Source organism: Curtobacterium sp. MCJR17_020 (genome assembly GCF_003234365.2).
GTDB lineage: Bacteria > Actinomycetota > Actinomycetes > Actinomycetales > Microbacteriaceae > Curtobacterium.
Genome location: NZ_CP126260.1, coordinates 3,411,246 through 3,434,136, shown reverse-complemented (window position 1 = coordinate 3,434,136; position 22,891 = coordinate 3,411,246). Strand labels below are relative to the sequence as shown.

Below are 22,891 nucleotides of genomic sequence, written 5' to 3'. Positions count from 1 at the left end.
CTTCGAGCAGAGTCCCTTGCAGACGACGAACACGTCGTTCGCACAGCAGTACCAGGGAGCAAGAGATCATGGCCAACGGAACCGTGAAGTGGTTCAACGCTGAAAAGGGCTTCGGCTTCATCACCGTCGATGGAGGAGGTCAGGACGTGTTCGTGCACTACTCGGCCATCGACATGTCGGGTTACAAGGTCCTCGAGGAGGGCCAGGCAGTGGTGTTCGACGTCGGCACCGGGTCGAAGGGCCCGCAGGCGGAGGCGGTCCGACCGGCCTGAGCGCACGACACTCATCGCGAACGCGCCGTCCCGTCAGGGGCGGCGCGTTCGTCGTGCGTGGCCCGCGCTGCGTGACGTGCGTGGCGGGCGGTCCGCGGCGGTGGTCGGGGTGCGCTGTTGGCGGGGCGTGTCCTGGGAAGACGTGACGAGCCTCCCGATCGTGTTGCACTCGCACCGGGCGAGTGCCAGAATCGGCGTTGGCACTCGCTCACGTTGAGTGCCAGCACGACCCCACGACGTCCGGGAGGGACGAGAACTCACATGGCTAAGATCATTGCTTTCGACGAGGAGGCCCGCCGTGGCCTCGAGCGCGGCCTGAACCAGCTGGCCGACGCCGTGAAGGTGACGCTCGGCCCGCGCGGCCGCAACGTCGTCCTCGAGAAGAAGTGGGGCGCCCCCACGATCACGAACGACGGTGTCTCCATCGCCAAGGAGATCGAGCTCGACGACCCGTACGAGAAGATCGGTGCGGAGCTCGTCAAGGAGGTCGCCAAGAAGACCGACGACGTCGCCGGTGACGGTACGACCACCGCGACCGTCCTCGCCCAGGCACTCGTCCGCGAGGGCCTCCGCAACGTCGCCGCCGGCGCCGACCCCGTGTCGCTCAAGCGCGGCATCGAGAAGGCCGTCTCCGCCGTCTCCGACCAGCTCCTCGCCAACGCGAAGGACATCGAGACCAAGGACCAGATCGCCGCGACCGCGTCGATCTCGGCTGCAGACCCGACCATCGGCGCGCTCATCGCCGAGGCCATCGACAAGGTCGGCAAGGAAGGTGTCGTCACCGTCGAGGAGTCGAACACCTTCGGCACCGAGCTCGAGCTGACCGAGGGCATGCGCTTCGACAAGGGCTACCTGTCGCAGTACTTCGTCACCGACCCCGAGCGTCAGGAAGCCGTCTTCGAGGACGCCTACATCCTGATCGTCAACTCGAAGATCTCGAACATCAAGGACCTCCTGCCGGTCGTCGACAAGGTGATCCAGGCGGGCAAGCAGCTCTTGATCATCGCCGAGGACGTCGACGGCGAGGCCCTGGCCACGCTCGTCGTGAACAAGATCCGCGGCATCTTCAAGTCCGTCGCCGTCAAGGCCCCGGGCTTCGGTGACCGCCGCAAGGCCATGCTGCAGGACATCGCGATCCTGACCGGTGGCCAGGTCATCTCCGAAGAGGTCGGCCTCAAGCTCGAGAACGCGACGCTCGACCTGCTCGGTCGTGCCCGCAAGGTCGTCATCACCAAGGACGAGACCACGATCGTCGAGGGTGCTGGCGACGCCGAGCAGATCGCCGGCCGTGTCCGTCAGATCCGCGCCGAGATCGACGCGACCGACTCCGACTACGACCGCGAGAAGCTCCAGGAGCGCCTGGCGAAGCTCGCCGGTGGCGTCGCCGTCATCAAGGCGGGTGCCGCGACCGAGGTCGAGCTCAAGGAGCGCAAGCACCGCATCGAGGACGCCGTCCGCAACGCGAAGGCTGCCGTCGAAGAGGGCATCGTCGCCGGTGGTGGCGTCGCCCTCATCCAGGCCGGCAAGGTCGCGCTCGACGCACTCACCCTCGAGGGTGACGAGGCGACCGGTGCGAACATCGTCCGCGTCGCGATCGACGCACCGCTCAAGCAGATCGCGCTGAACGCCGGTCTCGAGCCGGGTGTCGTGGCCGCCAAGGTCCGCGAGCTCGAAGCAGGTTGGGGCCTCAACGCCGCGACCGGCGAGTACGTCGACCTCATCGCCGCGGGCATCATCGACCCGGCCAAGGTCACGCGTTCGGCGCTCCAGAACGCTGCGTCGATCGCTGGTCTGTTCCTGACGACCGAGGTCGTCGTCGCCGACAAGCCCGAGCGTGCCGCGGCCGCTCCGGCCGGCGACCCGACGGGTGGCATGGACTTCTAGGTCCGCTGTTCCGGAAGGGCCCCGCACGCTGCGCGTGCGGGGCCCTTCCGCGTGCGGGGGGGGAGGGGTGCGTGGGGCGGCAGGTCACAACACCCCGCTCAAGTTCGGCGAGCGGTCACAAACGGACGGTTCGGCCCGTTCCGTCCCGCCCCGTGAGGTTCCGAAATCTCGGCATCTCGGGGCCGGATTCGCCGTTGTTCGGAACCTCGGCGATCAACGAGCGGCATGTCGTGGAACCTCGCCGAGTCGGTCGGTTCGGACTGGAGGCCCGTCCAGCGTCGTTCTCCGTCGCTGCGTCCGACCGTCGCCGGGTCCGGCGTCTCGTGCGCATGTTCGGTCCGGGCGAGAGCTTCGTGCCGCTCCTCGTCGATGGACGGTCTCGCTGGTCGGTGTGACGCGGCTCCGGACAGAACGGGTTTGCGGCGGAATCGGTGCGCCGGGGTCCCACGACTCGCCGTGTGCTGAACGCCGAGGTTCCGAACTCGAGCGCCACGTGGCGCGACATGCCGAGATTTTGGAACCGCGGGCGCGGGCGCGGGCGCGGGCGCGCCGCGCGCCCGCGTCAGGCGGCGTAGTCGCGCGGCAGCAAGGGGAGCCAGACGCGGAAGGTCGCGCCGCCGCCCTCGGTGTCGAAGACCTCGACCGAGCCGTGGTGTGCCGCGACGATGCCCGACACGATGGCGAGCCCGAGGCCCGAACCGCCGGTGTCCCGCGCACGCGAGGTGTCGGCACGCCAGAACCGCTGGAAGATCTTGTCGCGCAGCTGCGCCGGGATCCCCTCACCGTGGTCGATGACGTCGATGTGGGCCATGCCGCGGTCGTCGTCCACCCCGACACCGATCTCGATCGGGTCGTCGTGCTCGGTGAACCGCATGGCGTTGCCCATCAGGTTCGTGACGATCTGGCGGATCTTGTTCTCCTCCGCCAGCACGATCGGGGGACGCTTGGGCATGACGACCGTGGGCAGTGGCGTCGTCTCGTCGGTGGGAGCGGCACCGGCCTCGATGTCCATCGCTCGGGTCCGCCGAGCACGGAGGCGCGCGATCGTCTGCCGCGAGAACGCGATGGGGCCCGTGGTGTTCGCCGACGTGGGCGATGCCGGGGGGACCTCGCCCGTGTCGGACAAGGAGCCCGACGAGTCCGACGACCCCGACGACAGCGACGATGACGACGCGGGCGGCCGCACGGCCTGGGGCACGCTCTCGCCCGTCATGGCGTCCTCGACCAGGACCTGGATCTCGCGGTCGGGGTTGGACGCCATGGTGTCGAGCGCCGAGTCACGGGCGATCGCGACGAGGTCGACCGGGCCGAGCTCGAGCGGCTTGGACTCGTCGATGCGGGCGAGCTGGAGCAGGTCCTGCACGAGCAGGCCCATCCGCTTCGCCTCTTTCTCGATGCGCTCCATCGCCTGGGCGACGTCTTCTTCCTTGCGCAGGGCGCCCATCCGGTAGAGCTCGGCGTACCCGCGCAGGGACACCAGCGGGGTGCGGAGTTCGTGCGAAGCGTCGCCGACGAACCGCCGCATCTGGTCGATGGTGCGCTGGCGGTCCTCGAACGCGGTGTCGATGCGCTCGAGCATGACGTTGAGGGAGCGGTTCAGTCGACCGACCTCGGTGTTCGGGGTGTCGGCTTCGAGGCGCTGGTTGAAGTCACCGGCGGCGAACCGCGCCGCGGTGTCCTCGACGTCGCGCAACGGGTCGAACGTGGCGGTGACGAGCAGCCGCGTGAGCATGGCGCCGAGCAGGATCACCGAGATGCCGAAGCCCAGGAAGATGACGGTGAACCGGGCGATGGTCTGGTCGGTGTCGGCGCTGGACACCGCGACGAGCACGAAGCCCGTCTCGGTGGAGCCGCTCGTCTGGTTCTGCAGTGACGCCGGGATGACCTGGGCACGCCACTCGTGGTTGTGCTGGCTGTCGTAGAGCGAGAAGCGCGCACCGTTCTGCGCCGCTGCTGAGAAGTCGAGTTCGCGGATGTCCGGACGGCTCGACGCCTTCGTCTGGCAGATCTGGTCGCCGTCGGCGTCGTACGCGGCGACGTAGGCGCTCTGCGACAGCACGACCGACAGCTTGCAGTACTGCTCGCCGTCGCTGATGTTCTGGCCCTCGAGCTGCTCCGTGGTGCCCTTGACGTTGTTGTCGAGTTGCGCCATCAGGTAGGTCGACAGGACGGTCATCGTGCCGAGCCCGGCGACGAGCAGCCCGAGCGCGACCAGGAGCACCGTGATCCCGGTGATCTTGGTGCGCAGGGAGATCCCGTCCCACCAGCGGCTCATTCGCGTGTGCATGCTGCACCAACGATAGACAGCGGCCGCCCGGTGAAACCGGACGACCGCCGTGAAGAACGGAACGGGCTACGACGCCTTGGACGCCTTGAGCATGTACCCGAAGCCGCGCTTGGTCTGGATGATCGGCTCGGCCGAGTACTGGTCGAGCTTGCGACGCAGGTACGAGATGTAGCTCTCGACGATGCCGGCGTCGCCGTTGAAGTCGTACTCCCACACGTGGTCGAGGATCTGCGCCTTCGACAGCACGCGGTTCGGGTTGAGCATCAGGTAGCGGAGCAGCTTGAACTCGGTGGGGGAGAGCTCGATCTGCGCGTCGCCGATGGTGACCTCGTGCGTGTCCTGGTCCATGGTGAGCTCGCCGGCGCGGATGATCGCGTCTTCCTCGTCGTTCATGGTGCGACGGAGGATGGCCTTGATGCGGGCGACGATCTCGTCGAGCGAGAACGGCTTGGTGACGTAGTCGTCGCCGCCGACGGTGAGGCCGGTGATCTTGTCCTCGGTGTCGTCCTTCGCGGTGAGGAACAGGATCGGCGAGGTGTACCCCGACGACCGCAGGCGCTTGGTGACGCCGAAACCGTTCATGTCGGGGAGCATCACGTCGAGGATAATCAGGTCGGGTTCTTCCTCGAGCACGGCCGAGATCGCCTGTGCGCCGTTGCCGACGGCACGGACGGCGAACCCGGCGAAGCGCAACGAGGTCGTCAGGAGGTCGCGGATGTTCGGCTCGTCGTCGACGATCAGGATCTTGGGGCCATCGCTCATGGTCCTATCTTCTGACCGTTGCCTAATGGTTTCCTGAGAGCGGTGCGTACGTCAGCCCACGGGCGCCTGGACCTGGTCGGCATCCAGGATCGTGTAGGAGTACCCCTGCTCGGCGAGGAACCGCTGCCGGTTCTGCGCGAAGTCCTGGTCGACGGTGTCCCGTGCGACGAGCGTGTAGAACGACGCCGGCAGGCCGTCCTTGTTCGGACGGAGCAGTCGACCGAGGCGCTGCGCCTCTTCCTGCCGTGACCCGAACGACCCGGAGACCTGGATCGCGACGGTGGCGTCGGGCAGGTCGATCGAGAAGTTCGCGACCTTCGACACGACGAGCACGTCCACCTCGCCGGCTCGGAACGCGTCGTACAGCCGCTCACGTTCGTCGACCGGGGTCGCACCCGTGATCTCGGCCGCGTCGAGCGACGCCGCCAGTTCGTCGAGCTGGTCGATGTACTGCCCGATCACCAGGATCTGCTCGCCGCGGTGCTTCTCGATGAGCTCGCGGACGACCGGGGTCTTCGCGGGCGAGGTGGCGGCGAGCCGGTAGCGCTCGTCGTCGCTCGAGGCCGCGTACTCCAGGCGCTCCTGGTGCGGCAGGTCGATGCGCACCTCGTAGCACTCGGCCGGCGAGATGTAGCCCTGCGCTTCGATCTCCTTCCACGGAGCGTCGTAGCGCTTCGGGCCGATGAGCGAGAAGACGTCGCCCTCGCGGCCGTCCTCGCGTACGAGCGTCGCGGTCAGGCCCAGGCGTCGGCGGGCCTGCAGGTCGGCGGTGAGCTTGAAGACCGGGGCCGGCAGCAGGTGGACCTCGTCGTAGACGATGAGGCCCCAGTCGAGGGCGTCGAGCAGCGACAGGTGCGTGTACTCGCCCTTCCGACGGGCGGTGAGGATCTGGTAGGTCGCGATCGTGACCGGCCGGATCTCCTTGACGCTGCCCGAGTACTCGCCGATGTCCTCGGCCTGCAGGGTAGTGCGCTTGAGGAGCTCGCTGCGCCACTGCCGTGCGGACACGGTGTTCGTCACGAGGATGAGCGTGGTCGCCTTGACGGTCGCCATCGCGCCGGCACCGACCAGGGTCTTGCCGGCGCCACAGGGCAGCACGACGACACCGGAGCCCTGCGCGAAGAACGTGTCGACGGCCTGCTCCTGGTACGGGCGCATGTGCCACTCGGCCGTGTCGAGATCGATCGGGTGCGGCTGCCCGGGGGTGTAGCCCGCCAGGTCCTCGGCCGGCCAGCCGAGCTTCACGAGTTCCTGCTTGATCTGCCCGCGTGCCCACGGCTGCAGCTCGACCTCGGAGGGGGTCCGCATGTCGCCGAGCAGTGGCTTGATCCGCTTCGACCGGATGACCTCGGCCAGCACGGACGGGTCCTCGGCGGTCAGGAGCAGGACGGGCAGTCGCTCGAGTTCCTCGGTGGGGGAGTTCGCGATGACCGGGGCGTCCTCGCGTTCCTCACGCCGGATGACGAGTCGGCCGTAGCGGGACACCGTGTCGCGGATGTCCACGGTGACGCTCTGCGGCACCGGGAACTTGGCGAAGCGCTCGAGGGTGGCGATCATCGCCTCGGCGTCGTGTCCGGCGGCCCGTGCGTTCCACAGGCCGAGGCGGGTGATGCGGTAGGTGTGCACGTGCTCGGGGGCGCGTTCGAGTTCGGCGAAGGCCGCGAGCTCGTGGCGTGCGTCCTCGGCGTCGGGGTGTGCGACCTCGAGGAGCACGGTGCGGTCGCTCTGCACGATCAGCGGTCCGTTCATGACCTGCCAGCCTAGCCGTCGTCACCTGCGTTCGGGTGACCGTGCACCTCAGGCGTCGCTCTCGACCGACACGACGAGCGACAGCGGCAGCGTGCGCTCGACGTCCACACTGGTGTCGCGCCCACGGACGCGTCCGGCGGCGACCGAGGTCGGGATGATCGAGAACGGCCGCTCGGAGCCGTCCGGCATCCGCACCGTCAGCCGGATCGGCGTGCGACCGCGCACGGCCAGGTCGATCTGCCGCCCCAGCCACTCCTGCTCCGGCTCCGCGTCGCCGCGCTGGGTGGTCAGGCGGAGCCGTTCCACGAGTGCGTGCGCCGCCTGTTCCGGCGAGCGTCCGGTGGGGCTGCGCCGACCGGGAGGCCCGTGGTGCGTCTCGGGGCGGGCGCCGGTCGCGAGCACGGCCGGGTAGCGCTGGTCCTCGAGCGCGGTGTGCACGACGTGCGCCGGGTAACGGGTGGTGAGCGTCGTCAGGTCGCTGCGGTCCCACGCCATCTGCCGCAGTTCGGCGTCCACACCGATCAGGTCGAGCTGGTCCGCGGTACCGCGGACGACGGTGCCGACCCCGCCTTCGCCGCGGTCGACGACGATGCTGCCGTCGCGTCCGGCGACCTGGTCGACCAGGTAGGCGAGGGGTTGCGGGACGCCGGTCGACGACAGCCGGGTGAGCAGCGCCAGGACGTCGTCGCGGGAGTGCCCGGCGCGGAACGCGGTGCGCAGGGTGTCCTCGGAGATGCGGTAGCGGGCGGCCAGTCCGGGGGCTTCGAGCACGGCGACCGTGCGCAGGGCGGCGTCGTCGACCGGGGCGAGGGGGCCGGGAGCGATCACCGTCAGGTCGTGCTGCAGGTACACCTGGTCGACGGTGCCGGGCAGGTCCTCCGCCGCGGGCCCGGCGTCACCGTCCAGCAGCGCTCGGCCGGTGCTCGTGACGATGCCGTCGACCGCGAGCCCCAGCGACGCGGCGGTGCCGGCCGCGTCGAGCAGCACGGCGTCGAGCCAGCGGGAGCCCGCCGGGTACGCCCAGCGGCCGAGGGCCACGAGGTCGCGCAGGTCGTCGTCGGCGAGTGCGAGGACCTCGTGCACCGCGGGGCCGAGGGTGTCCGCCCAGGCCGACACGAGCGTCGCCCAGCGGTCCGGCCAGTCGGCGACGAGCCAGTCCTGTCCGGCGTCGGTGACCGTCCACCGGCCGGAGCCCGGGTCGGCGAACCCGACCCGGGCGAGCAGTGCGAGGCGGCCGGGCACGACGTCGGCGTCGGTGCCGATGCGCTCGGCCAGGGTCTTCGCGAGCGGGGTGCCGATGCCGCCCTTGACGAGTTCTCGGACGGTGCCGGCGTCCACCGCACGCAGCAGCTCGGCGAGCACGGTCATGCTCGAGAACGCCTGCTCGGCGCCGGTGGTTCGCGCGCGGTCCTGGCCGGCCACGTCGTCGGCGTGGGCGGCGCGGTCGGGGCGATCCGGGCCTCCCGTCGATCGCAGTGCCACGAGGTCGGGGTGGGCGGCCACGCGTGCGGCGACCGCGTCGTCGACGGCGCCGTCCTCGTCGGCCAGGCCGAGCGTGATCGCCGGACCGAGGCGGTCGGCGTCCCCGCCGTCGCGGAGCGCCAGGATCGTGGCGCGGGGCAGGTGCTCGACGGCAGCGTCGACGGCGTCGTCGGTGCGGAGCGCCTCGGCCAGGTCGAAGAAGTCGGTGATCCGTTGCGGACCGGTCTCAGCGAGGGCAGCCGGGGGCAGGCTCCGCGCAGCGACGAGTCGTTCGAGGGAGTCGTCCGGCAACGCCCGGAGTCGGGCGGCCAGGTCGGCGGTGGTCGTCATCGTCCGGTGCCAGCGTCCGGGGCGGACGTCAGCGAGCCGTCCGGTTGGCTCGTGCGCGGCGCGTCCAGGTGATGCCGAGGAGGGCGAAGACCAGGACCATGGCGATCGGGAAGCCGTAGAGCGGTATGGCCATGACCACCGGCCACGGCATCGTGCCCCGGGCGGCCGGAGCGGTGAGCCACATGATGATCATCGCGACGAAGCAGAGCAGGCCGAGGATGATGATCCCACCGATCATGAACGCCAGAGCGCGTTCGGTACGATTGAACGTCACCGGGGGTTCTGCGGAATCCTGCGGGTTCCCGGTTGATCGGGTCGGATTGGCCATCGACCCAGGATATCCGACGCACCACGGCCGTACCACGACCTCGAGGAGTCCACGCATGCCCACCGGCAAGGTCAAGTTCTACGACGACGACAAGGGCTTCGGCTTCATCACCGGAGACGACGGCGACCAGGTGTTCCTGCACGCGTCCTCGCTGCCCGACGGCGTCGTGACCGTGAAGGCGGGATCCCGGCTCGAGTACGGCGTCGTGCAGGGGAAGAAGGGGTCGCAGGCACTGTCCGTGCGGCTCCTCGACCCGCAGCCGTCGTTGTCCCGGATGACCCGTCGCTCCGCAGACGACATGGCCGTGATCGTCGAGGACCTGGTGAAGGAACTCGACCGGATCAGCGGAGACCTCCGCCACGGCCGCTACCCGAAGAACGGCGATCGACTCGCCGCCATCCTGCGGCACGTCGCAGACCAGTTGGAGGCGTGACCCCATGACAGACAGCGACGCAGTACCTGTTGACTACACCGACCTGGCGCGGACCGCGCTGCTCGAGGTGACCCCCGAATCGAGCATCGGCGCGCCCGTCGGCACCGTGGACGAGGGCGACGGCGTCGTCTCCGTCCTGTTCGCGAACCGCATGCCGGGCTACCCCGGCTGGCGCTGGACCGTCAGCGTCGCGAAGGTCGGCGACGAGGACCCCACCGTGCTCGAGGTCGAGCTGATGCCCGGCGACGGCTCGCTCGTCGCACCGGAGTGGGTGCCGTGGTCCGAGCGACTGGCCGAGTACCGGGCGGCGCAGGACCACGAGTCGGACGAGGAGTCCGACGACGAGGACGACGACTTCGATGACGAGTCGGATGACGACTCGGACGACGACGAGGACGCCGACTACGACGACTCGGACGACGACGAAGCCGACGACGAGTCGGAGGACGACGAGGACGACGAGGACGCCGAGTTCGAAGCGGACGAGGACGACCTCGACGAACCGGACGACGACGACATCGATGGTGTGGACGTCGACGCGCTCGCCGACACCGCTGACGAGGACGTCGACGACGCCCCGCAGCCCCCTCGCCGTCGTCGCGCGCAGCGCGTGCAGCCCGTCGACCCGGACGCCGACCTCGACGGCGCCCAGCTCGATGCCGGTGAGGTCGACCCGGACTTCCACCGCTCCTGACACGCACCCGAACAACGACGAAGCACCACGGGATCCCGTGGTGCTTCGTCGTTTTGGTGGTGTTCGTCGCCGGCGCTGGCCCGCGCGACGGACGGGTCAGCGCAGGGCGTTGACCGTGAAGTCGATCGCCTGCACGAGCTTCGCGACGTCGTCCGGGTCGATCGCGGTGAACGTCGCGACGCGCAGCTGGTTGCGCCCGAGCTTCCGGTACGGCTCGGTGTCGACGATGCCGTTCGCGCGCAGGGTCGCGGCGACGGCCTTGGCGTCGATCGAGTCGTCGAGGTCGATCGTGGCGACGACCTGCGAGCGGGCTGCGGGGTCGGTCACGAACGGCGTCGCGTAGTCGACCGACTCGGCCCAGTCGTACAGCGTGGACGACGAGGTCTTCGTGCGGGTGTCCGCCCAGGCCAGACCGCCGGACTCGTTGATCCACCGGACCTGGTCGTCGAGCAGCAGCAGCGTCGAGATCGCCGGGGTGTTCAGCGTCTGGTTCAGGCGCGAGTTGTCGACGGCGTTCTTGAGCGACAGGAACTCGGGGATGTACCGACCGCTCGCTGCGATGCGCTCGACCCGCTCGATCGCGGCGGGGGAGAACAGCGCGAGCCACAGGCCGCCGTCGGAGGCGAAGTTCTTCTGCGGGGCGAAGTAGTAGACGTCGGCGGCGTCCACGTCGAACGCGGCACCACCGGCGGCGCTCGTGGCGTCGACGACCGTCAGTGCTCCGGCGTCACCGGTGGCGCGGACGACCGGGGCCATGACGCCGGTCGAGGTCTCGTTGTGGGGGTAGGCGTAGACGTCGACGCCGTCGACGGGCTCGAGCGCGGCGAGCGATCCACCGGGGGCCTCGACGACGTGCGGAGCCTCGAGCCAGGGGGCACCGGCGGCCTTGGCGAACTTCGACCCGAACTCGCCGAAGGACAGGTTCTCGGCACGGCGCTCGATGAGGCCGAACGCGGCGGCGTCCCAGAACGCGGTCGAGCCGCCGTTGCCGAGGACGACCTCGTAGCCCTCGGGGACCTGGAACAGGTCGGCGAGCCCGGAGCGGACGCTGCCGACCAGGTCCTTCACGGGCTTCTGGCGGTGGGACGTGCCGAGGATCGTGGCCCCGCGCGTCACGAGGGACTCGAGCTGCGCGCCGCGGATCTTGGACGGTCCGCAGCCGAAGCGGCCGTCGGTGGGGAGGAGTTCGGCGGGGATGACGATGTCTGCCATGCACCGATCCTACCGAGCGCGATCCCAGTGCTGGTGCGCCTGTACCGGCCGGACGGGGAGGCCTGGAGCGCTGTGGCCACGGCCCTCTTCTTGCCCCGTGCAAGTGTCGGTCGGAGTTCGTCGGTCCGAACAAGTAGGGTGGTGGCCGCTGGGCCCAGACATGAGAGGCGGACCGTGACCGATCTCGTCGACACCACGGAGATGTACCTTCGCACCATCCTCGACTTGGAGGAGGAGGCGATCGTTCCGCTGCGCGCTCGCATCTCGGAGCGGCTCGGCCACTCCGGCCCGACGGTCTCGCAGACCATCGCCCGCATGGAGCGCGACGGCCTGGTCGTCGTCTCCGGCGACCGCCACCTCGAGCTCACCGACGAAGGGCGCTCCCGAGCCACCCACGTCATGCGCAAGCACCGTCTGGCGGAGCGCCTGCTGGCCGACGTCATCGGACTCGACTGGGCGTTCGTCCACGACGAGGCCTGCCGGTGGGAACACGTCATGAGCGAGCAGGTCGAGGTCCGCCTGCTCGAGATGCTCGGCAACCCGACCGAGTCGCCCTACGGCAACCCGATCCCCGGCCTGGCCGAGATCGGCGGCCCCGCAGCCGCCGGGTTCCTCGACGGTGTGCAGAACATCGTCGCCGCGACCGAGGGCACCGACGCCGTCGCGACCGGTGTGATCCGTCGTCTGGGCGAGCCCGTGCAGTTCGAGCCCGAGCTGCTGCACCAGCTCCGCACGGCCGGCGTCATGCCCGGCCGTCTGGCGAGCGTGCAGCGCGCCGGGGCCTACGTCGCCGTCCGCGTCGAGGGCGAGGACTCGGGCATCGAGCTCCCCGTCGAGGTCGCGCAGCACGTGTACATCGAGCGGGACTGATTTCGCGGCCCTGACCAGGGCTTCTTTACCGTTTCGTTACAAACGGCCCGTTTCATCTCGACAAGGTAACGACGGCCCCGTACACTCGTCGAGTCCCCGCGCTGCGCCTGAGCCGGAGACCCGTGGCAGGACGTCTCGAACCCGTCTCCTGCCTCGATCGGAAACGATGACGAACGGATGGGGTTGCACGTCGCCGGACACCCACGGCAGCGTGATGACGAGACGCCGGAGACCACACCCTTGACGCAGACCGGTTCCGCCGCGGACGACCAGACGCCCGCCAACCCGACGAACACCGAGAACGCCACCGACGCACCGCTCACCCGACGGTCCGTCCGCCAGGCCGACGCGCGCCCGACCCGCAAGGTCGTCCCGGTCCGCTCCGCCCCGCTCCCCGGCGGCCGTCGTGCCGCACAGGCCGCAGCCACCGCGACCGCTGCCAAGGCGAGCTCGTCGTCGCGCAAGCGCAAGTTCCTCGCCCCCATCGTCCTGACGGTCGCCGCCGGCATGTTCGGCACCGTGGCGGTCGCGCCGGCCTTCGCCGCACAGACCTCCACCGGCACCGAGGCGGCGAACGCGCAGCGCCAGGTCCGTGCGACGGAGAGCCAGGAGTTCTCGGTGTCCGACGCCGTCGCACTGGCCGGCACGAGCCGCGACGGCTACGGAGCCACGTCGACCGCGACGCTCGACGCACGCGCAGCGGCCGAGCAGGCTGCAGCCGACCAGGCCGAAGCGACCGAGGCAGCCGCTGAGCAGGCCGAGCAGGCGGCATCGGCCACGCAGGCGGCGCGTGCCCAGACCGCCGAGCAGTACGCCTCGTACACCGGCCCGTCCGCCGCCGACTACGTGGCGAGCTCCAGCGCCGCGGACACCCCGTTCTCACTGCCGGCCGTGGTCGCCACCGCCAAGCAGTACATCGGCACCCCGTACGTCTTCGGCGGCGCCGACCCGTCCGGCTTCGACTGCTCGGGCTACGTCATGTTCGTCTACGCCCAGTACGGCATCAACCTCGCGCACTCCGTGCCGCTGCAAGACCAGGCCGGCACCACGATCCCCGAGTCCGAGGCGCAGCCCGGCGACGTCGTCATCTTCAACAACGAGGCGCACGACGGCTTCTACATGGGGAACGGCATGATCATGGATGCCCCGAAGCCCGGTGGCTCCGTGTCGATCCGTCCGATCTGGACCAGCGACTACCACATCGTCCGCTTCGGCATCTGAGGCACCAGACCCGACCGCGGGGCATCGAACCCGTGAACATCGCCGAAACCGGCCCGCACACCCTCGTGCCGGGCCGGTTTCTGACGTAGCCTGACGCTGCACCGGTCCGCAAGGCCCCGAGCAGGGAGACCCCATGTCGTTGTTCCGCACGACCCGCACCATGGGTCGGCGCGCGCGCATCGACATACGGTCGACCACCGCCTGCGTGCACGAGCACGCCCCTGCATGACCAGAGCACTGCCCATCCGGGTGGTGCTCTTCGTGGTTCAGGGGACGTGTGCGCGAGCGACGGTCACCTGCGAAGGACCCCGGTCCGACGCACCCGCAGCGCCTGGAAGCCGTCCAGGCACGTCGGAAGGGAACCAATGCGCACTCTCGTCCTCAACGCCGGTTACGAGCCCCTCGCGGTGATCTCGTTCCGACGAGCCCTCGTGCTGGTCATGAACCAGAAGGCCTCCGTCGTCGCGGCCGACCTCGAACACCCGGTGACCGGGTCGACCTCGAGCTTCGATCGGCCGTCCGTCATCATCCTCACCCGGTACGTGCGCATCCCGCACTCGAGACTCGTGCCGGTGTCGCGCCGCGGAGTCCTGCGCCGTGACGCCAACCGGTGCGCGTACTGCGACCGGCACGCGACGACCATCGACCACGTGCAGCCGAAGTCGCGCGGTGGGCAGGACTCGTGGGAGAACCTCGTGGCCTGCTGCCTGGCCTGCAACAACGAGAAGGGTGACCGCACCCCGCAGGAGATGGGGTGGCGGCTGCGCTTCCGTCCGAAGATCCCACACGGGTCGTCGTGGGTCGTGCGCGGAATCGAGCGTCCGCAGGCGGAGTGGGACGAGTACCTGGTCGCCGCGTAGCGGACGGGCGCGGCACGCTCAGCGGTGGCGCGAAGCGTCACGCGGGCCGCGCCGACCGAGCTTGCGAGGGAGGGGTGGCGGGGCCGCCACGGGCCTCCTGTCCGCCGTCCGCTCGCAACACGTCAGCGGACGCTGTATGGTCAGCGCATGCTGACCACTGCACCGCGGCTCGACGTCATGCACCGGCTCGGCCGGGCGATGGCGGACCGGACACGATCCCTGATCCTGCTCGAGATGCTCGAGGCGCCGGTCCACCCGGGCCGGCTCGCGACCGACCTGGGGCTCACCCGCTCGAACGTCTCGAACCACCTCGCCTGCCTGCGCGGATGCGGGATCGTCGTCGCCGTGCCCGAGGGGCGGTCCACCCGGTACGAGATCGCCGACCCGCACCTCGGGGCCGCGATCCGCTCGCTCCTCGAGGTCGTGCTCGCCGTCGACGACGGCGAAGCGTGCACCGACGAGGACTGCGACGTCCCGCTCTGCTGCGGGCCCGGCGCATGACCGGGGTGACGGCTGCGGTCGTGCCCGATCGCCGACGGGTGCTGCAGCGACGGATCCGCTGGATCGTCGCCGCGACGATCACCTACAACGTCATCGAGGCGGTCATCGCGATCGCAGCCGGTTCGGTGGCATCGTCGACAGCGCTCATCGGCTTCGGACTCGACTCCGTCGTCGAGGTCCTGTCCGCCGCGGCGGTCGCGTGGCAGTTCGCGGGGCCGGACCCCGAAGCGCGGGAACGCGTCGCGCTCAAGGTCATCGCGGTCTCCTTCTTCGGGTTGGCGCTGTACGTCAGCGGCGATGCGGTGCTGACCCTGACCGGGGTGCGCGAGCCGGAGCACAGCACCGTCGGGATCGTGCTGGCGGCGGTCAGCCTGGCCGTGATGCCGTTCCTCAGCCTGGTCGAACGGCGGACCGGCAAGGAGCTCGGTTCGGCGTCGGCGATCGCGGACTCGAAGCAGACCCTGGTGTGCAGCTACCTGTCCGCCGCGGTGTTGATCGGTCTGCTCCTGAACACGCTGTTCGGGTGGTCGTGGGCTGATCCGGTGGCCGGCTTGGTCGTCGTCGTGTTCGCGGTGCGCGAGGGGCTCGAGGCCTGGCGCGGCGACGCGTGCAAGCAGCCGGTCGCTGCCCTGACCGGCGAGCGTGCAGCCGACGCCTGCGACTGCTGCTGACGCGGGGTCGGGCGTCAGTGCCAGCCGTCCACGTGTCGGTCCCGCTGAGTAGCGTCGCGGACATGGGTGAGACACCGCAGATCGACGACGCGACCATCGAGGACCTCCGCGCGCGACTGCGGGCCACGCGCTGGCCGGACGCACCCGCCGGCACTGGCTGGTCCCTCGGCGCGGACGTCGACGAGCTCCGGTCCCTCATCGAGTACTGGGCCGACGGCTTCGACTTCGACGCGCACCGAGCACAGCTCGCCGCACTGCCGAGCCGACGGCTGACGATCGACGGCACCGGGATCCACGTGCTGCACGCCCGGGCCGACGCCGAGGATGCGCTGCCGCTCCTGCTCGCCCACGGCTGGCCGGACTCCGGGTGGCGGTACCGCAAGGTCCTGCCGATGCTCGTCGAGGCCGGGTTCGACGTGATCGTGCCGGACATGCCCGGGTACGGGTTCTCCGAAGCCCCGCCGCAGCCGATCGACGCCCGCGCGGTCGCCGGCATGTGGGCCCAACTGATGACGGAGTTGGGTTACGAACGCTTCGCGGTTGCCGGCGGGGACATCGGCACGCACGTCGCCCGGTACCTCGCGCTCGACCACGCCGACCGGGTCGTCGCCGTGCACCGCATCGACGGCGGGCTCGCCTGGCCCGGCATCGACCTCGACACGTTGGCGCCGGAGGAACGCGGGTTCGTCGCGGCGACCGCCCGGTGGCGCGACGCCGAGGGTGCCTACGCGATGATGCACCGCACCAAGCCGCAGACCGCCGCGGTCGGCCTGAACGACTCACCCGCCGGGCTCGCCGCGTGGATCGTGGAGAAGCTGCGGTCGTGGAGCGACTGCGACGGCGACCTCTGGTCCGTCTACACGCAGGACGAGGTGCTCGCGCTCCTGACCGAGTACTGGGCCACCGGCACGATCGGTTCCGCGATGCGGATGTACCACGCGAACGCCGCGATCCCGCCGGAGCAGTCGGCCCGGCGGGTCGAGGTGCCGTCCGGCTTCTCGCTGTTCCCCGGCGACCTGGTGGAGCCGCCGCGGGCGTGGCTCGAGCGGACGACGAACCTGGTGTCGTACCGGATGATGCCGCGCGGTGGGCACTTCGCGCCGTTCGAGCAACCGGCGCTGTACGTCGACGAGCTCACGACCTTCCTGGAGCCGTTCCGCCGCTAGAGTGGACGGGCCAGCCTCTGTAGCTCAATGGAAGAGCAGTTCCGTCCTAAGGAAACGGTTGGGGGTTCGAGTCCCTCCAGGGGCACCAGCAGGTCGACGGGGTTCGAGTCCCTGCCGCGCCCTCCAGGGGCACCAGCAGGTCGACGGGGTTCGAGTCCCTGCCGCGCCCTCCAGGGGCACCAGCAGGTCGACGGGGTTCGAGTTCCTGCAGCGCCTTCCACGGGCACTTTGCCGGTCGTTGTACCGGCTGGACTCCCCGTACGATTGACCCCGTGTCCAAGGTCCTGAGCAGTCTCCCCGTCGGCGAACGAGTCGGCATCGCGTTCTCAGGGGGTCTCGACACCTCCTGCGCCGTTGCCTGGATGCGCGAGAAGGGGGCGATCCCCTGCACGTACACGGCCGACATCGGTCAGTACGACGAGCCGGACATCGACGCCGTCCCGAGCCGCGCCCACGAGTACGGCGCCGAGATCGCCCGCCTGGTCGACGCGAAGAGCGCCCTGGTGGAAGAGGGCCTCGTCGCCCTGCAGACCGGCGCGTTCCACATCCGTTCCGGCGGCAAGACGTACTTCAACACGACGCCCCTCGGTCGAGCGGTGACGGGCACGATGCTCGTCCGCGCGATGAAGGAGGACGGCGTCGACATCTGGGGCGACGGCTCCACCTACAAGGGCAACGACATCGAGCGGTTCTACCGCTACGGCCTGATGGCCAACCCGCGTCTGCGCGTCTACAAGCCGTGGCTCGACTCCGAGTTCGTCGAGGAGCTCGGCGGCCGCAAGGAGATGAGCGAGTGGCTCGTCGCCCGCGGCTTCCCGTACCGCGACTCCGCCGAGAAGGCGTACTCGACCGACGCCAACATCTGGGGTGCCACGCACGAGGCGAAGAGCCTCGAAGAGCTCTCGAGCGGCCTGGACATCGTCGAGCCGATCATGGGCGTCGCCGCCTGGCGTGACGACGTCGAGGTCGCCACGGAGGTCGTCAGCATCCGCTTCGAGGCCGGACGCCCCGTCGCGATCAACGGCCAGGAGTACACGGACGCCGTCGCCCTGGTCTACGAGGCGAACGCGACCGGCGGTCGTCACGGCCTCGGCGCGTCCGACCAGATCGAGAACCGCATCATCGAGGCGAAGAGCCGCGGCATCTACGAGGCACCGGGCATGGCCCTGCTGCACATCGCCTACGAGCGGCTGCTCAACGCGATCCACAACGAGGACACCGTGGCGTCGTACCACAACGAGGGCCGCCGACTCGGGCGCCTGATGTACGAGGGCCGCTGGCTCGACCCGCAGTCGCTCATGCTCCGCGAGTCCCTGCAGCGCTGGGTCGCGTCGGCCGTCACCGGCGAGGTCACGCTGCGCCTGCGTCGCGGCGACGACTACACGATCCTCGACACCACGGGTCCGGCGCTGTCGTACCACCCCGACAAGCTCTCGATGGAGCGGGTCGGCGACGCCGCCTTCGGTCCGGACGACCGCATCGGTCAGCTGACGATGCGCAACCTCGACATCGCGGACTCCCGGTCGAGGCTCGAGCAGTACGCGGCCGCCGGTCTCATCGGCGGTGCGACGGCCGAGCTCGTCGGCGAGCTCGAGGCGGGCGAATCCGAGGAGATCCTCGGTGGCGCCGTCATCGCCTCGGATGCCGAGGACGCGCTCGGACGCCGGACGGACCTCGCGTCCGAGGGCGCAGCCTTCGACTCCGGCACCGACTGAAGAGCGGCGCCACGGGACCGGTACCACGCGGCCGGTCACGCGCCGTAGACGCGCAAAGAGCCTGACGGGAGGCGCGGTGCCAGCTGGCATCGCGCCTCCCGTCCGTCGTCCTGCCGCCGACTCAGGCCGTGGCACCTCCGAGCAGCAGCTCCAGCTGCTCGACGACCAGGTCGGGCCGGGTGATGAACGGGTGGTGCCCGGTCGGCACGTCGACGCTGCGCGTCGCCCGCGCCGCGTGCGCGCGCTTCAGCCCCACGGTGGTGCTGCGGTCCTCGGTGCAGACGAGGGAGGTCGAGTCGACGTCCTGCCACCCTGCTGCCGTCGTCGGCGTCACGAACGCCCCCGCCGACTGGGCGGTCACCCGCCCCCATGCCGCTCGCTGCGTGTTCCCGTCGGCGTCCTGCAGGAAGCGCGCACCGAAGGACGCAGCGTCGTACCCGGCGACGGCGAGGACACCGTCACCGGCCGGGCCGATCGACACGGGGTCGGGCTCGTCGGCCATGATGCCGGCCTGTGCAGAGCCGACGTCGGGCAGGTACGAGGACACGTACAGCAGGTGTGCGACGGCGTCGTGCTGACCGGCCTCGGCGATGACGGTGCCGCCGTAGGAGTGTCCGACGACGATCGCCCCGTCGCTGTCGTCGAGGGCGGCGCGCAGGGCGGCTGCGTCCTCGGCGAGCCCACCGTCGGGGTGACCCGCCGGGCCCTCGCCGCAGGACGGCAGCGCGACCGCCCGACTGCGGATGCCGGTGCTGCCGTGGAACAGCTCAGCGGTGGGCTGCCACCACCAGGCACCGTCGCGGACGAGGGCGCCGTGAACGAAGAGGATCTCCATGCGTCGACGGTACGGCCGACCGGCCGGCGGCGTGCGGTCGGCCGAGAAGCGCATCGGACTCGACGACATCGGACGGAACCCCTACCGTGGAGGAACTGGATCGGTCATCAGGGACCCGTCGTCACGATGCTCCCCACACGCTTGTGGGGTCTGGCACAGCGGGTCGATCCGGACGAATCCGAGATGCGCATCATCTCGACGAAGGGCTGGTCATCATGGCCGCCAGAATGCAGCACGACTGGCACCGTCACGGTCTCCGGTCGCCGGAGGACCTCGAAGCCCTCGTGGCCGAGCGCCTCGAAGGAACGGGCCACGCGTCCACCAGCACGGGCGACGCCCGGCGCGAGCCGTCCTACGCCGACTTCCTCGGCGAGCAGATCTGATCCGTTCCGCTCCGCTGCTCTACGGCTTGTAGAGTCTGTGCATGCGGACAGGACGAACGACGGCAGCTTCCCTCGCGATCGTCGTCGGAGGGCTCCTGGCGCTCATCGGGGTCCAACCGGCCTCGGCGCACTCGGCCCTCACCGGCAGCTCGCCCGCTGACGGCGCGGTCGTCACCGAGCCGCTCGACCGGGTCGACCTGACGTTCAGCGAGGCTCCGCTCGCGGGTCTCGACGCGGGACTGCGGATCCAGGTCACCGACGCCGACGGCACCGATGTGTCGGCGGGCGAGGTGACCGTCTCCGGCATGACGATGGGCAAGGCCGTCGACCTCGAGAACGGCGCGTACACGGTGCTCTGGCGGTACGTGTCGCCGGACGGGCACCCGATCGACGGCACGTACGGGTTCGAGTACCGCGCCGCGGTCACGACACCGTCCGCGACGACTCCGGCGACGACGGTGCCGACGTCGGACCCCGTCGCCCCCACTCCGACGTCGACCGCGACGGCCACCGGGGCATCCGATGGCGCGCCCGACTCGGCGCCCGGCATCGCCCCGGGTGTCTGGGTCGCGCTCGGCGCCGGCACGGTGCTCGCCGCCGGGGCCGTCGTCGTGCTCCTCCTGCGCCGCGGCGGCGGCGGCCGAGGCCGCGCGTAGCGCGCCGCACCGAGCGCCCTCCGCGCACTTCGTGAGCAGGAACGGTCAGGTGGCCGAGCGCCACTCGACCTTTCCTGCGCACCATGCGCCGCGCCTGCAACCCGGCCACGCACCGGACGGGAGGCCCGTCACCCGGCCGCCACGGGCCTCCCGTCCGACGCCGGCCGCGTTCACCCCCGCTTCGTGAGCAGAAGAGGTCGGGTCCTGGAACGGGACCCGACCTCTTCTGCTCACCATGCGCACGAGCGCGTGCCAAGAGCACCGCGTCACGCGGCGGGCGCCTCCTCGAGCGCGGCGTCCGCCCGCTCCTCGCTGCCGGCGGCCAGGCCGCGCGCGATCTTCCCGCGCGAGGCCAGCCACAGCACCACCGCAGCGACGAACACGATGACCTCGGTGACGGTCAGCGCCCAGATGATCCCGGCGAGTCCGAACCACAGGTTGCCGACGATGACGATCGGGATGAACAGCACGCCCTGCGCCAGCGACAGCACCATCGCGGGCAGCACCATGCCGGTCGCCTGGAACAGCGAGGTGAGCAATCCCGTGAACCCGTTCACGATGGCGGCGACGAGCTGCGCCGTCAGGATCGTCAGGCCGATCGCGAGGACCGAGTGGTCGCCGGAGAAGATCGTGAACACCTGCTCGCGGAAGGTGAAGACCGCGCCGGAGAACACGAGGACGATCGCGCCGACCGTGAAGGCGGCTCCGCGCAGGGCGGCCCGGAGGCGTGCGGCGTCGCCCTTGCCGAACGCGTAGGCGAGCAGCGGCAGCACGCCGATCGTGACGCCCATCACCAGGAACTCCGGCACCTGCGCGATGCGGACCGCGACGCCCATGGCGGCGAGCGGGTCGTCGCCGTATGCGGCAGCGAGGTTGTTGAGCACGAGCGTCGTGACGATCAGGAAGGCGGACTGCAGCAGTTCGCCGACGCCGATGCCGAAGACGGGCTTCAGGATGTCGGCACGGAGCGTGAACCACTTCGGCGCGAAGCTGACGTTCTCGCTGTTCCGCTGCAGCCAGGTCACCCAGTAGGCGATCGACACGACGTTCGCGAGTCCGACGGCCAGTGCTGCACCGCCGACCCCCCAGTGCAGCACGAGGATGAAGAGCACGTCGAACACCAGGTTCCCGATCGTCGACAGGACCAGGCCGATCATCGCCTGGCGTGCGGCACCCTCGGAGCGGACGATCTGCTCGAGGGCGAACGACGAGGCGAGCACCGGGACGAACGCGAGCATCACGGCGACGTACTCGCTCGTGGCGGGGACTGCTGCTGCGTCGGCACCGAGCACGGCGACGAGGGGGCGCAGGAACACGAGCCCGACGACGGCGAGGACGGCGCCGGTGACGACGGCTCCCCACAGCGCGAACGAGGCGACGTGCTTGATGTCCCGCGCTTTGGCGGGGTCGTGCTCCGAGGCGCCGAGCAGGCGGGACATCAGAGCGCTGCCACCGCCGCCGAACACACCGCCGACGGCCATCACGATGCCGAGCAGCGGGGTGCCGAAGGTGATCGCGGCGAGCAGCGAGGTGTCGTGCTGCGAGCCGATGAAGCCGGCGTTAATGACGTTGTACAGGGCGCTGACGACCATCGCAGCGGCCATCGGCACACACAGGTGCACGAGGGCCCGGGCGATCGGGGCGGCGGAGAGGTACCAGCGGTTGGTGGCCGCGGCGGTGTTCTCGGGGGTGGTGGTGGTCATGACTGCCTCCTCGTGGGCAGGGCTGAGGGCGCGACGGGATGCCGTCGCGTGCGGGGGGGGGGGCGGGGGAGGCCCGGGGCGCGTCGAGCGCGCCGGTGACGTCGGTGCCGGGGCGGTGCTACCGCGTCGGCGGTGCGAGTTCCGCGGTCACCTTCTGCAGCAGGCGCCGCAGGGTGGCGCGTTCGTCCGTGTCGAGTGGTGCGAGCAGGGTGTCGTCGAGGGCGACCATCGCGTCGGTGAAGCCGGCGATGAGGTCGATGCCCGCCGGGGTGGCGTGCACGGTCTTCGTCCGTCCGTTCGTGGCGTCGGGGCGTCGTTCGACGAGGCCGCGCCGCTCGAGGCCCTGCAGGAGACTCGAGACGCTGGCCGCGCTGGTCCGGGTGATCTCGGCGATGTCGCGTTGGATCGCTCCTGGGTTCTGCTGCAGGTACCCGAGCACGAAGCTCTGCTCGCGGGTGAGGTCCCGATCACGGACCCACTCGTCGGCCGCCTTGCGCTGTGCCCATCCGATCCACCGCATGAGTTCGAGCGGAGTGGTGAGGTCCGGTGCCTGCATGATCAGAACTCTAACTGTTTGATATCTAACTGTCAACGAAGACTCGATCCGACTTCGACCCCGGAACGGGGGTATGGCCTCGGGTCGTGCCGCTGGTAGCTTGCACAGGAAGACGGCCTCACCACCCGTCGTCCTCGGTCCGGCAGCGGATCGTTCGGATCTCCCGTCGGACCGCCGGGGGATGGATCAGCAGCGGCGGACTTCCGCCCGGGAAAGGGACCCATGACTCGCACTGCGCTCCGAGCGCGACGCCGCCGGCGTCCATGAACTCCGACGCGCGCCGGCGGGTACCGGCGTGCGTCTCCACGGGGCCGCGGCGTT

The 22,891-nt window shown here is 70.2% G+C and carries 22 protein-coding genes and 1 tRNA gene; 14 read left to right on the top strand and 9 right to left on the bottom strand.

Annotated features, from left to right (window positions below; translation table 11 throughout):
• The first annotated feature begins 68 nt into the window (after positions 1 to 68).
• Together DEJ14_RS16355 and groL are read left to right on the top strand one after the other, a co-directional pair.
• Complete coding sequence (locus tag DEJ14_RS16355) at positions 69 to 272, top strand: cold-shock protein (protein WP_111085222.1); 204 nt, start codon at positions 69 to 71, stop codon at positions 270 to 272.
• Between the two features lie 261 nt (positions 273 to 533).
• Positions 534 to 2,156 carry a chaperonin GroEL gene (gene groL, locus DEJ14_RS16350; protein WP_111085221.1) on the top strand — a complete coding sequence of 541 codons (1,623 nt, stop codon included), beginning with the start codon at positions 534 to 536 and terminating at the stop codon, positions 2,154 to 2,156.
• A 562-nt stretch (positions 2,157 to 2,718) separates the two neighbouring features.
• Here the strand turns inward: groL and DEJ14_RS16345 are convergent.
• From DEJ14_RS16345 to DEJ14_RS16325, 5 genes are all read right to left on the bottom strand, one after another.
• Positions 2,719 to 4,443 (bottom strand): sensor histidine kinase, encoded by a 1,725-nt coding sequence (locus tag DEJ14_RS16345; RefSeq protein ID WP_111085219.1) that lies wholly within the window; start codon positions 4,441 to 4,443, stop codon positions 2,719 to 2,721.
• A 66-nt stretch (positions 4,444 to 4,509) separates the two neighbouring features.
• Positions 4,510 to 5,205, bottom strand: coding sequence for a response regulator transcription factor (locus DEJ14_RS16340; RefSeq protein ID WP_017888045.1), 696 nt, complete (start codon positions 5,203 to 5,205; stop codon positions 4,510 to 4,512).
• A gap of 51 nt (positions 5,206 to 5,256) precedes the next feature.
• Entirely contained in the window at positions 5,257 to 6,954 is a 1,698-nt protein-coding gene (locus DEJ14_RS16335) for a DNA repair helicase XPB (RefSeq protein WP_111085218.1), read from the bottom strand.
• A 48-nt stretch (positions 6,955 to 7,002) separates the two neighbouring features.
• Positions 7,003 to 8,766 (bottom strand): helicase-associated domain-containing protein, encoded by a 1,764-nt coding sequence (locus DEJ14_RS16330; protein WP_111085217.1) that lies wholly within the window; start codon positions 8,764 to 8,766, stop codon positions 7,003 to 7,005.
• 28 nt (positions 8,767 to 8,794) lie between these two features.
• Positions 8,795 to 9,040, bottom strand: a complete 246-nt coding sequence (locus tag DEJ14_RS16325) for a multidrug ABC transporter ATPase (protein ID WP_111085216.1) — start codon at positions 9,038 to 9,040, stop codon at positions 8,795 to 8,797.
• 109 nt (positions 9,041 to 9,149) lie between these two features.
• Between DEJ14_RS16325 and DEJ14_RS16320 the strand changes: the two genes are divergently transcribed.
• Together DEJ14_RS16320 and DEJ14_RS16315 are read left to right on the top strand one after the other, a co-directional pair.
• Positions 9,150 to 9,527 (top strand): cold-shock protein, encoded by a 378-nt coding sequence (locus tag DEJ14_RS16320; protein WP_111085215.1) that lies wholly within the window; start codon positions 9,150 to 9,152, stop codon positions 9,525 to 9,527.
• 4 nt (positions 9,528 to 9,531) lie between these two features.
• Positions 9,532 to 10,221 (top strand): DUF3027 domain-containing protein, encoded by a 690-nt coding sequence (locus DEJ14_RS16315; RefSeq protein WP_111085214.1) that lies wholly within the window; start codon positions 9,532 to 9,534, stop codon positions 10,219 to 10,221.
• Between the two features lie 96 nt (positions 10,222 to 10,317).
• Here DEJ14_RS16315 and serC read toward each other — a convergent pair whose 3' ends face one another.
• A complete protein-coding gene (serC, locus tag DEJ14_RS16310; RefSeq protein WP_111085213.1) occupies positions 10,318 to 11,433 on the bottom strand; it encodes a phosphoserine transaminase in 1,116 nt (371 codons plus the stop codon).
• Between the two features lie 174 nt (positions 11,434 to 11,607).
• Between serC and DEJ14_RS16305 the strand changes: the two genes are divergently transcribed.
• The 8 genes from DEJ14_RS16305 (at position 11,608) to argG (ending at position 18,437) form a co-directional block, all read left to right on the top strand.
• Positions 11,608 to 12,303 carry an iron-dependent transcriptional repressor DtxR gene (locus DEJ14_RS16305; protein ID WP_111085212.1) on the top strand — a complete coding sequence of 232 codons (696 nt, stop codon included), beginning with the start codon at positions 11,608 to 11,610 and terminating at the stop codon, positions 12,301 to 12,303.
• A 177-nt stretch (positions 12,304 to 12,480) separates the two neighbouring features.
• A complete protein-coding gene (locus DEJ14_RS16300) occupies positions 12,481 to 13,524 on the top strand; it encodes a C40 family peptidase (RefSeq protein WP_111085211.1) in 1,044 nt (347 codons plus the stop codon).
• A 365-nt stretch (positions 13,525 to 13,889) separates the two neighbouring features.
• The gene (locus DEJ14_RS16295) at positions 13,890 to 14,384 is read left to right on the top strand and encodes an HNH endonuclease (RefSeq protein ID WP_111085210.1); all 495 of its coding nucleotides are present in this window, start codon (positions 13,890 to 13,892) and stop codon (positions 14,382 to 14,384) included.
• A 147-nt stretch (positions 14,385 to 14,531) separates the two neighbouring features.
• Complete coding sequence (gene cmtR / locus DEJ14_RS16290) at positions 14,532 to 14,885, top strand: Cd(II)/Pb(II)-sensing metalloregulatory transcriptional regulator CmtR (protein ID WP_111085209.1); 354 nt, start codon at positions 14,532 to 14,534, stop codon at positions 14,883 to 14,885.
• Positions 14,882 to 15,556 carry a cation diffusion facilitator family transporter gene (locus DEJ14_RS16285; protein ID WP_111085208.1) on the top strand — a complete coding sequence of 225 codons (675 nt, stop codon included), beginning with the start codon at positions 14,882 to 14,884 and terminating at the stop codon, positions 15,554 to 15,556. Before cmtR ends, DEJ14_RS16285 begins: the two co-directional genes overlap by 4 nt.
• A gap of 62 nt (positions 15,557 to 15,618) precedes the next feature.
• The gene (locus DEJ14_RS16280) at positions 15,619 to 16,722 is read left to right on the top strand and encodes an epoxide hydrolase family protein (protein WP_111085207.1); all 1,104 of its coding nucleotides are present in this window, start codon (positions 15,619 to 15,621) and stop codon (positions 16,720 to 16,722) included.
• A 13-nt stretch (positions 16,723 to 16,735) separates the two neighbouring features.
• Positions 16,736 to 16,810: transfer RNA gene (locus tag DEJ14_RS16275), tRNA-Arg, on the top strand.
• 184 nt (positions 16,811 to 16,994) lie between these two features.
• Positions 16,995 to 18,437: an argininosuccinate synthase gene (gene argG, locus DEJ14_RS16270; RefSeq protein WP_111085206.1), complete on the top strand. Its 1,443-nt coding sequence runs from the start codon at positions 16,995 to 16,997 to the stop codon at positions 18,435 to 18,437.
• A gap of 121 nt (positions 18,438 to 18,558) precedes the next feature.
• On the opposite strand, the gene DEJ14_RS16265 is transcribed toward argG, so the two are convergent.
• Positions 18,559 to 19,272 carry an alpha/beta hydrolase gene (locus tag DEJ14_RS16265; RefSeq protein ID WP_111085354.1) on the bottom strand — a complete coding sequence of 238 codons (714 nt, stop codon included), beginning with the start codon at positions 19,270 to 19,272 and terminating at the stop codon, positions 18,559 to 18,561.
• A 215-nt stretch (positions 19,273 to 19,487) separates the two neighbouring features.
• On the opposite strand from DEJ14_RS16265, the gene DEJ14_RS16260 reads away from it, so the two are divergent.
• On the top strand, positions 19,488 to 19,655 hold the full coding sequence (locus tag DEJ14_RS16260) for a hypothetical protein (RefSeq protein ID WP_181437521.1): 168 nt from the start codon (positions 19,488 to 19,490) through the stop codon (positions 19,653 to 19,655).
• A 41-nt stretch (positions 19,656 to 19,696) separates the two neighbouring features.
• Positions 19,697 to 20,311, top strand: a complete 615-nt coding sequence (locus tag DEJ14_RS16255) for a copper resistance CopC family protein (protein WP_111085205.1) — start codon at positions 19,697 to 19,699, stop codon at positions 20,309 to 20,311.
• 266 nt (positions 20,312 to 20,577) lie between these two features.
• Here the strand turns inward: DEJ14_RS16255 and DEJ14_RS16250 are convergent, their stop codons facing one another.
• Positions 20,578 to 22,014, bottom strand: coding sequence for an MATE family efflux transporter (locus tag DEJ14_RS16250; protein WP_111085204.1), 1,437 nt, complete (start codon positions 22,012 to 22,014; stop codon positions 20,578 to 20,580).
• Between the two features lie 118 nt (positions 22,015 to 22,132).
• Positions 22,133 to 22,570, bottom strand: coding sequence for a MarR family winged helix-turn-helix transcriptional regulator (locus DEJ14_RS16245; protein ID WP_111086337.1), 438 nt, complete (start codon positions 22,568 to 22,570; stop codon positions 22,133 to 22,135).
• Positions 22,571 to 22,891 lie beyond the last annotated feature (321 nt).